This window comes from Xanthomonas sp. JAI131 (genome assembly GCF_013410075.1).
In the GTDB taxonomy this organism is placed as follows: domain Bacteria; phylum Pseudomonadota; class Gammaproteobacteria; order Xanthomonadales; family Xanthomonadaceae; genus Xanthomonas_A; species Xanthomonas_A bonasiae.
In genome coordinates this window covers 646775-659503 of record NZ_JACCCN010000002.1, presented here as the reverse complement: position 1 = coordinate 659503, position 12729 = coordinate 646775, and the positions used below count along the sequence as shown (strand labels likewise).

The 12729-nt window shown below is 69.9% G+C and carries 10 protein-coding genes; 8 read left to right on the top strand and 2 right to left on the bottom strand.

Translation table 11 applies throughout. The annotated features are described in order from the left end of the window. The first annotated feature begins 217 nt into the window (after nucleotides 1-217). From HDC36_RS09565 to HDC36_RS09545, 5 genes are all read left to right on the top strand, one after another. The gene (locus tag HDC36_RS09565; RefSeq protein WP_179566617.1) at nucleotides 218-697 is read left to right on the top strand and encodes a DUF3574 domain-containing protein; all 480 of its coding nucleotides are present in this window, start codon (nucleotides 218-220) and stop codon (nucleotides 695-697) included. Nucleotides 698-743: 46 nt separating this feature from the next. Next, the gene (locus HDC36_RS09560) at nucleotides 744-1205 is read left to right on the top strand and encodes a GNAT family N-acetyltransferase (RefSeq protein WP_318241168.1); all 462 of its coding nucleotides are present in this window, start codon (nucleotides 744-746) and stop codon (nucleotides 1203-1205) included. A gap of 107 nt (nucleotides 1206-1312) precedes the next feature. Continuing rightward, the gene (locus HDC36_RS09555; RefSeq protein WP_179566616.1) at nucleotides 1313-2911 is read left to right on the top strand and encodes a hypothetical protein; all 1599 of its coding nucleotides are present in this window, start codon (nucleotides 1313-1315) and stop codon (nucleotides 2909-2911) included. Nucleotides 2912-2943: 32 nt separating this feature from the next. After that, nucleotides 2944-4146, top strand: coding sequence for a lysozyme inhibitor LprI family protein (locus HDC36_RS09550; RefSeq protein WP_218848129.1), 1203 nt, complete (start codon nucleotides 2944-2946; stop codon nucleotides 4144-4146). A gap of 121 nt (nucleotides 4147-4267) precedes the next feature. After that, a complete protein-coding gene (locus HDC36_RS09545) occupies nucleotides 4268-5098 on the top strand; it encodes a DUF3014 domain-containing protein (protein WP_179566614.1) in 831 nt (276 codons plus the stop codon). 191 nt (nucleotides 5099-5289) lie between these two features. Here the strand turns inward: HDC36_RS09545 and HDC36_RS09540 are convergent, their stop codons facing one another. Continuing rightward, nucleotides 5290-5994 (bottom strand): glutathione S-transferase, encoded by a 705-nt coding sequence (locus HDC36_RS09540; protein ID WP_179566612.1) that lies wholly within the window; start codon nucleotides 5992-5994, stop codon nucleotides 5290-5292. 303 nt (nucleotides 5995-6297) lie between these two features. On the opposite strand from HDC36_RS09540, the gene clpB reads away from it, so the two are divergent. Then, on the top strand, nucleotides 6298-8883 hold the full coding sequence (clpB, locus tag HDC36_RS09535; RefSeq protein WP_179566610.1) for an ATP-dependent chaperone ClpB: 2586 nt from the start codon (nucleotides 6298-6300) through the stop codon (nucleotides 8881-8883). A 97-nt stretch (nucleotides 8884-8980) separates the two neighbouring features. On the opposite strand, the gene HDC36_RS09530 is transcribed toward clpB, so the two are convergent. Beyond that, nucleotides 8981-9733, bottom strand: a complete 753-nt coding sequence (locus HDC36_RS09530; RefSeq protein WP_179566608.1) for a hypothetical protein — start codon at nucleotides 9731-9733, stop codon at nucleotides 8981-8983. A gap of 204 nt (nucleotides 9734-9937) precedes the next feature. On the opposite strand from HDC36_RS09530, the gene HDC36_RS09525 reads away from it, so the two are divergent. Beyond that, nucleotides 9938-11224 carry an O-acetylhomoserine aminocarboxypropyltransferase/cysteine synthase family protein gene (locus HDC36_RS09525; RefSeq protein WP_179566606.1) on the top strand — a complete coding sequence of 429 codons (1287 nt, stop codon included), beginning with the start codon at nucleotides 9938-9940 and terminating at the stop codon, nucleotides 11222-11224. Between the two features lie 357 nt (nucleotides 11225-11581). Next, complete coding sequence (locus HDC36_RS09520) at nucleotides 11582-12670, top strand: sterol desaturase family protein (protein ID WP_179566604.1); 1089 nt, start codon at nucleotides 11582-11584, stop codon at nucleotides 12668-12670. The last annotated feature ends 59 nt before the right edge of the window (nucleotides 12671-12729 follow it).

Genomic DNA, 12729 nt, shown 5'->3' with positions numbered 1-12729 from the left:
ACGCAAAGACCGCTGCGGCGGTGGTCCGTGCCGCGCAGGCGGAATACAATTCGGGTACATCCATCCGGATGAAGCGATATATTATCTTATCGTTAACGCGGCGGCGAGCCGTCCGTTCCACCGCGTTCGGCATGAGCTGATGCCCGGCGGTTATCGGGCGCGCGCCGCCACGGTCGCCTACCATCGCGTCCTTCCGTTCCGCTTCCGAGACCTGCCGATGCTGTTGCGTGCCCCCTTGCTTGCCGTGTTCCTGGCCCTGACCGCCTGCGCCAGCGTCGCGCCGTCCGCTTCCACCGCGCCGGCCAAGGTCGGCGCCGCCATGCAGGGCGATGCCGCGCGGCCGGCGCAGGCCAGCGGCTGGGTGCGCAGCGAGCTGTACTTCGGGGTCGGCGAGGAAAGCGGCCCGGCCGATCGTCCGCAGGCCGAGCCGATCAGCGAGGCGCAATGGCGCGCGTTCCTGGACAAGCAGGTCACGCCGCGCTTCCCCGACGGCCTGACCGTGTTCGATGCCTACGGGCAGTGGCTGTTCCGCGGCGCCAAGGAGCCGAACCGGCTCAACACCAAGGTGCTGGTGATCCTGCACGAGGACACCCCGCAGCGCCGCGCCGACATCGAGGCGATCCGGCTGGCGTGGAAGCAGGCGACCGGGCACCAGTCGGTGCTGTGGTCACGGCAGCCGGTGGAGGTGTCGTTTTGAAGCCGGGATTCGGGAGTGGGGAGTGGGGATTCGGAAGGGCGGGGCGGTGACGTTTTCGATCCGCCAGGACGATCTGTCCGGTGAGGCGGTGCGTGCGCTGCTCGCGTACCACCTGCAGCAGATGCATGCGCAGTCGCCGCCGGGCAGCGTGTATGCGCTGGACCTGTCAGGACTGCAGCGCGCCGACGTGACCGTGTGGAGTGTCTGGCGCGGCGACGCGCTGGCCGCGGTCGGTGCGCTGCGCGTGCTCGACGATGGCGGCGGCGAACTGAAGTCGATGCGCACCCATCCGGACTTCCTGCGCCAGGGCGCGGCCGCGGCGCTGCTCGAGCACATCGTCGCCGCCGCACGCGCCGCCGGCCTGCAGCGGCTGAGCCTGGAGACCGGCAGCGGCGCGGCCTTCGACGCGGCGCTGGGCCTGTACCGGCGACGCGGTTTCCGCAATGGACCGGCGTTCGCCGATTACGTGCCGAGCGCGTTCAACCAGTTCCTGCATCTGGATCTGTAGCCGCGGCGCAGAGGCGCAAGCCGGGATGCTGCATCCCTGTTCGCGCGCCAATCCGCAGGCGCCGCTTCCATTACCATCCATCGACCCCCAACGCAGCCACCGCCCGCATGCCCAGCACCGCTCCTGTTTCGTCGCGCCCGCGCTGGTTCGTCGCCGGCGATCTCAACGGTTTCTTCGGCCTGGTGGTCGACAACCTGTCGATCCTCGGCTTCATCACCCTGGCCCTGGTCGGGCTGTTCCAGTTCCCGGCCGAAGTGATCTATACGCTGATGATTCCCGGCACCGCGTTCGGCGTGCTGATCGGCAACCTGCTGTACACCTGGATGGCGCGCCGGCTGGCCGCGCGCAGCGGGCGCAGCGACGTCACCGCGATGCCGCTGGGCCTGGACGCGCCGACCAGCATCGGCATGGCGCTGCTGGTGCTCGGCCCGGCGTTCGTGCGCTACAAGCAGCAGGGCCTGGACCCGCAGGCCGCGGCGCTCGCCACCTGGCACCTGGGCATGGCCGCGCTGGTGGTGATGGGCCTGCTGAAGACCGTGCTGTCGTTCTTCGGCGATGCGGTCACCCGCGCGCTGCCGCGGGCCGCGCTGCTCGGCTCGATCGCCGGCATCGCGCTGGTGCTGATGGGCTTCCTGCCGCTGCTGGAAACGCTGCGCGCGCCACTGGTCGGGCTGGTGGTGCTGGGCCTGCTGCTGTACGTGCTGATCGCCAAGGGCCGGCTGCCGTACGGCCTGCCGGGCGTGCCGCTGGCGCTGGTGCTGGGCACCGGCCTGTACTACTGGTCGAACGCGGCCGGTTTCGGCATTCCCGGCTACCAGGCGCCGCAGTGGGTGGCGCCGCACCTGGTGCTGCCGTGGCCGAGCCTGGGCTTCGTCGCCGGCCTGGCCGACACCGTGCCGCTGCTGCCGCTGCTGCTGCCGTTCGGCCTGCTGATGGTGGTCGGCGGCATCAACGTCAGCGAGAGCGCACGCGCCGCCGGCGACGACTACCGCACCCGCGACATCCTGCTGGTCGAGGCCTGCTCGACCCTGGTCGCCGGCGTCTGCGGCGGCGTCGCCCAGACCACGCCCTACATCGGCCAGCCGGCCTACAAGCACATGGGCGCGCGCAGCGGCTACACGCTGTTGACCGGGCTGTTCATCGGCCTGGGCGGCATGCTCGGGCTGGTCGCCGGGCTGGTGCAGTGGCTGCCGCTGGCGGTGCTGGCGCCGATCATCGTGTACGTGGCCATCGACATCACCACCCAGGCATTCCAGGCCACGCCCAAGCGCCACGCCGGGGCGATGGTGCTGGGCTTCCTGCCGTCGGTGGCCTACCTGCTGGCGATCAAGGCGCCGGGCTGGATCCCGGCGGACAAGCTGGCCGCGCTGACCACCACGCTGGACGGCCACGGGTTGCCGGAGCTGGCGGTGATCTTCACCCTGGGCAATGGCTTCATCATCACTGCGATGCTGTGGACCGCGACGGTGGCGGCGATGGTCGATGGGCGCCTGCGCCGCGCCGCCGTGTTCCTGCTGGTGGCGGCCGCGCTGACCCTGTTCGGGCTGATCCATTCGGTGGATCCGCGCGGCGGCATCTACCTGCCATGGACGCTGAGCGGCCTGCCCAAGCTGATCGCCTGGCAGTTCGCCGGCGGCTACGTGGCGCTGGCCGCGCTGCTCGGCCTGCTGTCGCTGCAGAAGCCGCGCGCGGTGCTGGTGGACTGAGCGCCTGCGCCGGCCGCTCGCTGGAGAATGCGATGACGATGACAGGCGCCGCCGTGCGCGCGAGTTTGCTGTTGTCGTGCCTGGCCTGGATGCCGAGCGCTGCGGCGGTGTCGTTCGACTGCGCCAAGGCGTCCAGCGCGGTCGAGCGCCTGTTGTGCACGGACAAGCGATTGGATGCCGCCGACGAATCGCTGGCCCGGCGCTATGCGGCGCTCGTGGCGGTGGTGCCGGCCGCGCAGCGGCAAGGCGTGCGCGGTGCGCAGCAGGCTTGGTTGGCGCAGCGCAATGGCTGTCTGGCCCAGTCGGATCCGGGCGCCTGCCTGAAGCAGCGGATCGAGGCGCGGATACGCACCTTGGACAGCCAGTTCGCGCCGCAGGCGGCGCGCTTCGATCGCATCGTCGCCGGGATTCCCGCTGCGCCGGCCGCGGCAGCCGTGCAATTGCGCGCCTACGACGGCGGGCTGGCCTCGGCCTGGCTGGTGTATCTGCACCGCTTCGTGCCGGCGGCCGGGGTCGGTGCGGCGGAAGCACGGGCGCGATTCGCCGCCGCCAGCGCCGCCTTGCGCCAGCAGGATCCGGTGGCGGCCGGGATGCTCGACGCTGCCGAGCCGGCCGACCGCCAGGCCGCGCAAGCGCGCGATCTGACCCTGCTGCGGCTGTGGATCGAACGCAGCGGCTACAGCGTGGACGCCACCACGGGTCCCGACCCGCGCCCCTACGTGCACTGTTTCGTGTTCGCGCAGCAGGGCAAGGCGGCCTATGAGGCGATGGGGCCGTTGTACGGGTCCAGCCGCGATCTCGACGCACCGATCTGCGCGCCGCAGCCGGGCCTGTTCGACCAGCCGGCGTGGAAACAGCTGTACAAGGCGTTTGCCAGTCTGATCGACAAGGCCTCCGACGATGCCGGCACGATGCGCTACGCGGATTTCGCAGGATGGCGCGTGCTCTCGCTGCAGGCCACGCAGTCGCCACGGCTGTTTCTGCAGCGGCCGCAAGACGCAGCACCCAGGCGCGATCCGGCGGCGGCGATCGCCGGCTGGCGCGATGCGGCGCTGTGGCCTGAAGCGGATCGTAAGGCAGCGTTGAACGCCTTGCCGCCGGCGCGCGCGGCGACGGCGCGCTGGCTGATCGAACATAAGGCGATGCCGGCGGCGCAGGCCGAGCAGGTTGCCGCCGCCATCGTCGCCTACTGGGTCGGTGCGCGCATCGCCTTCGGCGAAGGGGCCACTGGCTAGCGTCGCGCGTCCAGCGTGCGGCGGCGCCGCGCGCCGAGGCTGAACGCTGGCCGTCCCGCGGTGGAACCGGCGGCGAGCGCAGTGGTCACACCTGCCACTGTTCAACGGAGAACCGGACACCATGCAGCCACGTCATTCGCCCTGGCCCTGGATCCTGGTCGCTGTGCTGGTGGCCGCTGCCGCGGCGTGGCTGTTCCGCGACAACCTGAGCGCGCTGTTGCGTGGCGCAACGCCTGCGCCTGCTGCGGTGGCGCCGCCCGCTGCGCCGAGCGCGGCGCCGTCCGTGCCCGTGGCCACACCGCCAGCGCCGCCGCCGATCCAGCATCCGATCGATCCCGCCACCGCCGCCGATGCGGCGATCCCGGCGCTGGCCGACAGCGACGCGGCGGCGTGGGCCGAACTGGTGACGCTGGCCGGCAGCGACGCGCCGCTGGCGCTGTTGATCCGCGACCATCTGATCCAGCGCGCGGTGACGATGATCGACAACCTGCCGCAGCGCCGCGTCGCCGCGCGCACCCTGGTCTTGAAGCCGGTGCCTGGGCAACTGCAGGTCGCCACCGATGCGGCCGGCGCCAGCGTGATCGACGCGGCCAACGCGCAACGCTATGCCCCGTACGTGCAGGCCTTCACCCAGGCCGATGCCGGCGCGATGGTGGCCGCGTACCGGCGCTTCTATCCCTTGTTCCAGCAGGCGTATGTGGAACTGGGCTATCCCAAGGGCTATTTCAACGACCGTCTGGTGCAGGTGATCGACCATCTGCTGCAGGCGCCGGTGCCGGCGGCGCCGCCGGCGGTGACCGCCGATGCGCGCACCGGCAAGTACCGCTTCGTCGATCCGGCGCTGGAATCGCTGTCGGTCGGGCAGAAGGCGCTGCTGCGCCTGGGTCCGACGCAGGCCGAGGCCGTGCGCAAGCAACTGCAGGCGATCCGTGCCGCGTTGGTGCGGACCTGAGGGCTGTTGGCTTGATAGGCACACGTCCTGCCGGTGGCAACATGGAACCGCAGCGACGACGCGGCTGACATGCGCGCACCAGCGGGCACCCCCAAGCTCCATGTAGGAGCGGCTTCAGCCGCGACGAACGAAGACACGGACCGCATGCCTTCGACCAAGTGTCGGTGCCGAAGGCCTGCACGCATTACGCATCAGCCATCCAGCTCCGGATAGCGCCGGAAAATCCCGTTGTCGTTGAACGGCAGGCGCCGCTCCGACGCCAGATACGCGGCGATGGCGGGACGGTCGGACACCCGCTGCTGTAAGGCGCGCAGTTGCGGCAGCTTCGGCGAAAGCTTCTTCATCGCGCCGGGGAACGCGTAGTCCAGTCCGCTCATCAGCTGGAACAGCGACAGGTCCACGTAGGAGTGCTCGCGCAATGCGTGGCGCCCGCCGCCCTGGCTCATGACCTGCTCGAAATAGCCGAGGAACTTGGGCAGCCGCTGCGCGCGCAGGTCCTCGGCGCGGCGCCGCGCCTCCGGCTTCTGGTCTTCGTAGTACAGCGCGCTGCCGATGGGGTGGTGGCTGTCGTGGATCTCGGTCACCAGGTCGGCGATGGTCAGCTGCAGTTGCAGCGCCTGCATGCGCCGCGACTCGCTGTCCGGCACCAGTCCCAGCGAAGGGCCCAGGTAGTGCAGGATGTTGGCGACCTGCGCGATCACCAGCCGCCCGGCCTTCAGGAACGGCGGGGCGAACGGCCGCGCGCCCGGCTGCTCGCCGTCGAGAAAGGGCTGCAGGACCGCGTCGCCTTCCTCGCGGGCGACGTCGCGGTAGGCCGCGCCGGCATCCTCCAGCGCCAGTCGCACGAACTCGCCGCGGCCCTGGATGCCGGTCCAGTAGTAGAGGTCGTAGTGCATTGCGGCTCCTGTGCGGGAAGGTTCGGAAGCGCGAGGGTAGGGGCTGTAGCGGTAGCGGCGTGTGACCGTGCGGCGACCGGCGCAGGGAACCGTGCGCTGGCGAAGGCGCCCTGCCGGACCGCGGCCCGGCAGGGCGCACGCGCGCATCGCCGCCGTCATGGCGCCTGGCGTGCAGCCCTCGCCAGGCGCTCCGCCAGGCGGCGCGGACGTATACAGACCGCGCCGCGGCCTTGAAACATGCCGCACCAACCGCATTTGACTAGCATGCCGGCGCGGCCGGCCCCCCTTCAGAGGAACTTCCCGATGCGGATGGACAAGCTCACGTCGCGTTTCCAGCAGGCGCTGGCCGACGCCCAGTCGCTGGCCGTGGGCCGCGACCACACCATCGTCGAGCCGGTGCACGTGTTCACCGCGCTGCTCGACCAGTCCGGCGGCAGCACCCGGCCGCTGCTGGCGCAGGCCGGGGTCAACGTGCCGGTGCTGCGCGAGCGGCTGGGCGAGGCGCTGGACAAGCTGCCCAAGGTCAGCGGCCAGCCCGGCAACCTGTCGATCGGCAACGACCTGAGCCGGCTGCTCAACCAGACCGACAAGCTGGCGCAGCAGCACAACGACCAGTTCATCGCCAGCGAGTGGTTCGTGCTGGCCGCGGCCGACGATGCCGGCGCGCTGGGCCTGGCGCTGCGCGCCGCCGGCGCCGACAAGAAGAAGCTCGAAGCGGCCATCGACAAGCTGCGCGGCGGCGAGACGGTGCAGTCGGAAAGCGCCGAAGACCAGCGCCAGGCGCTGGAGAAGTACACCATCGACCTCACCGCGCGCGCCGAGAGCGGCAAGCTGGATCCGGTGATCGGCCGCGACGAGGAAATCCGCCGCACCATCCAGGTGTTGCAGCGGCGCACCAAGAACAACCCGGTGCTGATCGGCGAACCCGGCGTCGGCAAGACCGCCATCGTCGAGGGTCTGGCCCAGCGCATCGTCAACGGCGAAGTGCCGGAAGGCCTGCGTGGCCGCCGCGTGCTGTCGCTGGACATGGGCGCGCTGATCGCCGGCGCCAAGTTCCGCGGCGAGTTCGAGGAGCGGCTGAAGGGCGTGCTCAACGACCTGTCCAAGACCGAAGGCCAGGTCATCCTGTTCATCGACGAACTGCACACCATGGTCGGCGCCGGCAAGGCCGACGGCGCGATGGATGCGGGCAACATGCTCAAGCCGGCGCTGGCGCGCGGCGAGCTGCACTGCATCGGCGCCACCACGCTGGACGAGTACCGCAAGTACATCGAGAAGGACGCGGCGCTGGAGCGTCGCTTCCAGAAGGTGTTCGTCGGCGAGCCGACGGTGGAGGACACCATCGCGATCCTGCGCGGGCTGAAGGAGCGCTACGCGGTGCACCACGGCGTGGAGATCACCGATCCGGCGATCGTCGCCGCGGCCACGCTGTCCAACCGCTACATTGCCGACCGCCAGCTGCCGGACAAGGCGATCGACCTGATGGACGAGGCCGCCAGCCGCATCCGCATGGAGATCGACTCCAAGCCCGAGGAACTGGACCGCCTGGAGCGGCGGCTGATCCAGCTCAAGATCCAGCGCGAAATGCTGAAGAAGGAAAAGGACGAGGCCTCGCGGCAGCGCCTGGCCGACCTGGAAAGCGACATCGACAAGCTCGAGCGCGAGTTCTCCGACCTCGACGAGGTGTGGCGTTCGGAGAAGGCCACCTTGCAGGGCGCGACCCGGATCAAGGAGCAGATCGAGCAGGCGCGGGTCGAACTGGAAGCGGCGCAGCGCCGGCAGGACTACGCCAAGATGAGCGAGATCCAGTACGGCCTGCTGCCGAACCTGGAGAAGCAGCTGGCCGCGGCCGGCGATGCCGAGCACCACGATTTCAAGCTGGTGCAGGACCGGGTCACCGCCGAGGAGATCGCCGAGGTGGTGTCGCGCTGGACCGGCATTCCGGTCAACCGCATGCTCGAAGGCGAGCGCGACAAGCTGCTGCGCATGGAGGACGAACTGCACCGGCGCGTGGTCGGCCAGGAAGAGGCGATCAAGGTGGTATCCGACGCGGTGCGGCGTTCGCGCGCCGGCCTGTCCGATCCGAACCGGCCCAGCGGCTCGTTCCTGTTCCTGGGTCCGACCGGCGTCGGCAAGACCGAGCTGTGCAAGGCGCTGGCCGAGTTCCTGTTCGACAGCAGCGAGGCGATGATCCGCATCGACATGAGCGAGTTCATGGAGAAGCATTCGGTGGCGCGGCTGATCGGCGCGCCTCCGGGCTACGTCGGCTACGAGGAAGGCGGCTACCTGACCGAGGCGGTGCGGCGCCGGCCGTATTCGCTGATCCTGCTCGACGAGGTGGAGAAGGCGCACAGCGACGTGTTCAACATCCTGCTGCAGGTGCTCGACGACGGCCGCCTCACCGACGGCCAGGGCCGCACCGTGGACTTCCGCAACACCGTCATCGTGATGACCTCGAACCTGGGCTCGCACCAAATCCAGGAACTGAGCGGCGACGGCTCGGCCGAGGCCTACACGCAGATGAAGGCGGCGGTGATGGGCGTGGTGCAGGCGCATTTCCGCCCGGAATTCATCAACCGCCTGGACGACATCGTGGTGTTCCATCCGCTGGACAAGGCGCAGATCAAGTCGATCGCGCGCATCCAGCTGAGCGGCCTGGAGAAGCGCCTGGCCGAGCGCGGGCTGAAGATCGAACTCAGCGACCGCGCGCTGGAACTGCTCGGCAACGTCGGCTTCGATCCGGTGTACGGCGCGCGGCCGCTGAAGCGCGCGATCCAGTCGCAACTGGAAAACCCGCTGGCGCAGCAGATCCTGTCCGGGCAGTTCCTGAGCGGCGACACCATCAACGTTGGCGCCGAAGGCGGGCACCTCACGTTCCAGAAGGCCTGAGGCGCGGCGAAGCGCCGCTCGCGTTCATTGCCCGATCGGTGGACGGCGCCGTTGCAACGGCGCCGGCTTTTTCCCGCCATGCAGTGGCGCGTGGCGCCTATTTCGCCAGGGAAAGAGAGATTTCCGCCACGCATGCCGCCTCGGGGTGGGCGCGTTGTTCCACGAACAGGCCCTGCAACGTGGCCCCGACGGCAAGCTTGTCGCGCCGGAAGCTGGCGCTGACGCCATAGTCCGATTCCGCGAACGCCTGGCTGGGCGGCTCCAGGGAGTAGTACTGCTTGGAGAATCCGGCGGCGGCGAGCCTGTCCGCCAATTGGCCGAGCCGCAGCGGGCACACCCCGTCCATGTCGCGATAGCGGTAACCCTGCTCGCCATCCGCGGATGCCGCGGTATCCGCGTGCGAACTGATGGAGAGCGAGAGCGACGCCTCTTCCGGCGTGTACGTCGCTTCGATCCGTTGCTGGAATGCCTTGCCCGGTGCGTCGACGTAGGCGACGAAGACGCTGCCGACCGGTTGCGGTGGCGAGGGATTCCACGGCTCGGCGCGTGGGGGCGGCAGCATGCCGGGAAAGAAATCGACGTCGAACCGGTCGCACAGATGGGCAAACTTCAAGGCCGCCTCGTCGCCGGCGATCACAGCGTCGAGCACGCCGAGATAGCGCTGCGTCAGGATCTTCGCGGAAACGCCGTCGCCGGACGCGCGATCGGCAGCATGCCGCTGCTGCGGCGTAGCGCAATTGCCTGGCTGGCTCCATTGCTCCATGACGTAGGACGGCGACGGCGCAGCCCGCGCGAACACGGGCAGGACCAGGAGCAACAGCGAGAATGGGCGGGCGGCGGCGTGGTTCATCGGGGAGCATCCTGCGTGCAGACCAACCCATGATACGAGGCGACTGCGCACCGCCGCACCGCCGCATCGGCGCGGCCGCTCAACCGCGCAAGCGACCGCGTCCGCATGCGCTGACAACCCCGCGGCATGGCCTCATAACCGCAGGTTTGCATCCGCCGCCACGCATGGCGCTATCGTCTCGGCTCCTCTTGCCGAGACCCGCCCATGTCCGACCCGAACTGGAAGCTGGAAACCATCGCCGTGCATGGCGGCTACCGCCCCGATCCGACCACGCGCGCGGTGGCGGTGCCGATCTACCAGACCGTGGCCTACGCCTTCGACGACACCCAGCACGGCGCCGACCTGTTCGACCTGAAGGTGCAGGGCAACATCTACAGCCGCATCATGAATCCCACCACCGATGTGCTGGAGCAGCGCATCGCCGCGCTGGAAGGCGGCATCGGCGCACTGGCGGTGGCCTCCGGGCAGGCCGCGGTGACCTACGCGATCCAGACCATCGCCGAGGCCGGCGACAACATCGTCTCCTCCAGCGCGCTGTACGGCGGCACCTACAACCTGTTCGCGCACACGCTGCCGCTGTCGGGCATCGAAACCCGCTTCGCCGACTACCGCGATCCGAACGCGTTCGCCGGGCTGATCGACGACCGCACCAAGGCGATCTTCGTCGAGTCGATCGGCAATCCGCGCGGCAACGTCACCGACCTGGAAGCGGTCGCCGCGATCGCGCATGCGCACGGCGTGCCGCTGATCGTCGACAACACGGTGCCCACGCCGTACCTGCTGCGGCCGATCGACTTCGGCGCCGACATCGTGGTGCATTCGCTGACCAAGTACCTGGGCGGGCACGGCACCAGCCTGGGCGGGGCGATCGTGGACTCGGGCAAGTTCCCCTGGGCGGCGCACGCGCAGCGTTTCCGCCGCCTCAACGAACCGGACGTGAGCTACCACGGCGTGGTCTACACCGAGGCGCTGGGCGAGGCCGCCTACATCGGCCGCGCGCGGGTGGTGCCGTTGCGCAACACCGGCGCGGCGCTGTCGCCGTTCAACGCCTTCCAACTCCTGCTGGGCATCGAGACGCTGCCGCTGCGCATGGACCGGATCAACCAGAACACGCTGGCGGTGGCCAAGCACCTGCAGACCGAGGCCAAGGTGGAGTGGGTCAACTACGCCGGCCTGCCCGGGCATCCGGAGCATGCGCTGGCGCAGAAGTACCTGCGCGGGCACGGCTCGGGCGTGCTCACCTTCGGCCTGCGCGGCGGCCGCGCCGCCGGCGCGCGCTTCCTCGACGCGCTGCAGCTGTTCACCCGGCTGGTGAACATCGGCGACGCGAAATCGCTGGCCACCCATCCGGCCTCGACCACGCACCGGCAGCTGTCGGCGCAGGAACTGGAACGCAGCGGGGTCAGCGAGGACACGGTGCGCCTGTCGGTCGGCATCGAACACATCGACGACCTGCTCGCCGACCTGCGGCAGGCGCTGGCGCAGGCCTGACTCGCGCCCCGGCCCGAGCCACGCGCGGCCGCGGCGACCTGGGCGCCGCAGCCAGGACGATCGCCCCCGGCGACGGGCACGCGCGAACGACAGCCAGGCGAAAGGATCGGCCGCCACGCTAAGGCGTGTCGTCCATCCTCGCGCAGGTCGCGCCGGGGTTGGCGTGCTGTCGGCGGGCGGTGCGTGGCGTAGCGCCAGACTGGGCGGTCGGGTCGCGCCGCGCGCCGCCCGCTGGCGGCCTGGCAATTCCACTCCGCAGCCTCGCTGTCGGCGCGTTCTGCGCGGGGATGGACGACACGCCCATCTGCCCGGCGGCCGCGCCGGCGTCGTCGTGTCCGCAGGCCAGGAGCCGTCCTCATGTTGTCCATCGCGCATGCCTGGTCTGTCGTCGTCGCCGCGGTGGCCGAGCATGCGGTGGCGCCGCTGCTGGCCGCCTTGCACCTGACCGGACTCAGCGACGACCCGCGCGAGATCGCCGCTTCGTTGCTGATCGCGGCGCTGCAGCTGTGCATCATCGGCGTGCTGTTCCGCCCGCTGGAAAGCCTGTGGCCGGCCGAGCGCTGGGAGCACCGGCGCCTGGCCAGGATCGATTTCCACTACACCTGGCTGATGCTGGTCGGGGTGTTCCCGCTGTTCTCGTTCCTGATCCTGACCCCGCTGGCCAATGCGCTGGGCGGCGCCGACGCGAGCGCTGCGGCGGCGCCGGCATCCGGCCTGCGTCACGCCTGGCCATGGCTGGACCGGCATCCGCTGGCGCTGTTCGCGCTGTACTACCTGGCCTACGACTTCACCTACTACTGGATGCACCGGATCCAGCACTGGCTGCCGTGGTGGTGGGCGATGCACAGCATGCACCACAGCCAGCGCCAGCTCAGTTGCTGGGCCAACGATCGCAGCAACTACCTGGACGGTGCGCTGCAATCGTTCGTACTGGCCGCGGTGGGCGTGGCGTTCGGCATCGCCGCCGACGAGTTCGCCTGGCTGATGCTGCTCGGCGAACTGGTGCAGAACCTGTCGCACGCCAACGTGCGCTTCGGCTTCGGCCCGGTGCTGGACAAGATCCTGGTCGATCCGCGCTTCCACCGCCTGCACCACATGCGCGTGGACCCGCAGCGGCCGAACCTGCACAACTGCAATTTCGGCCAGGTGTTCGCGTTCTGGGACGTGCTGTTCGGCACCGCCTTGTACGGCGAGCCAGTGCGTCCCACCGGGGTCGGCGATCCGATGGTGGATCGCGACAACGACCTGGGCCTGGTCGCGCTGCAACTGGAGGGATTGAAGCGGTTCTGGGGCGCGGTGCGTCGGCGTGCCGGATGGCGGCCGGGCGAGGTCGCCTTCAGCGAGGACTACGTGCCGATCCCGGTCGAGCATGGCGCGGTCGATCCTGCCGCGGCGCAGATCGACCGCATGGCGTCAGCGGAGCGCGTCGCCGATCCGGCGGCTTAGCGTTCTCCGGCCCTGGAAGCCGCCTGCGCGCAGCGCGGCGTCCAGGACACGTTCGCAGC

What these genes read in the sequence shown, in the direction of transcription:
- HDC36_RS09565 (WP_179566617.1), top strand. Translation starts at nt 218, where the DNA reads ATGCTGTTGCGTGCCCCCTTGCTTGCCGTGTTCCTGGCCCTGACCGCC.
- HDC36_RS09555 (WP_179566616.1), top strand. Translation starts at nt 1,313, where the DNA reads ATGCCCAGCACCGCTCCTGTTTCGTCGCGCCCGCGCTGGTTCGTCGCC.
- HDC36_RS09550 (WP_218848129.1), top strand. Translation starts at nt 2,944, where the DNA reads ATGACGATGACAGGCGCCGCCGTGCGCGCGAGTTTGCTGTTGTCGTGC.
- HDC36_RS09545 (WP_179566614.1), top strand. Translation starts at nt 4,268, where the DNA reads ATGCAGCCACGTCATTCGCCCTGGCCCTGGATCCTGGTCGCTGTGCTG.
- HDC36_RS09540 (WP_179566612.1), bottom strand. Translation starts at nt 5,994, where the DNA reads ATGCACTACGACCTCTACTACTGGACCGGCATCCAGGGCCGCGGCGAG.
- clpB (WP_179566610.1), top strand. Translation starts at nt 6,298, where the DNA reads ATGCGGATGGACAAGCTCACGTCGCGTTTCCAGCAGGCGCTGGCCGAC.
- HDC36_RS09530 (WP_179566608.1), bottom strand. Translation starts at nt 9,733, where the DNA reads ATGAACCACGCCGCCGCCCGCCCATTCTCGCTGTTGCTCCTGGTCCTG.
- HDC36_RS09525 (WP_179566606.1), top strand. Translation starts at nt 9,938, where the DNA reads ATGTCCGACCCGAACTGGAAGCTGGAAACCATCGCCGTGCATGGCGGC.
- HDC36_RS09520 (WP_179566604.1), top strand. Translation starts at nt 11,582, where the DNA reads ATGTTGTCCATCGCGCATGCCTGGTCTGTCGTCGTCGCCGCGGTGGCC.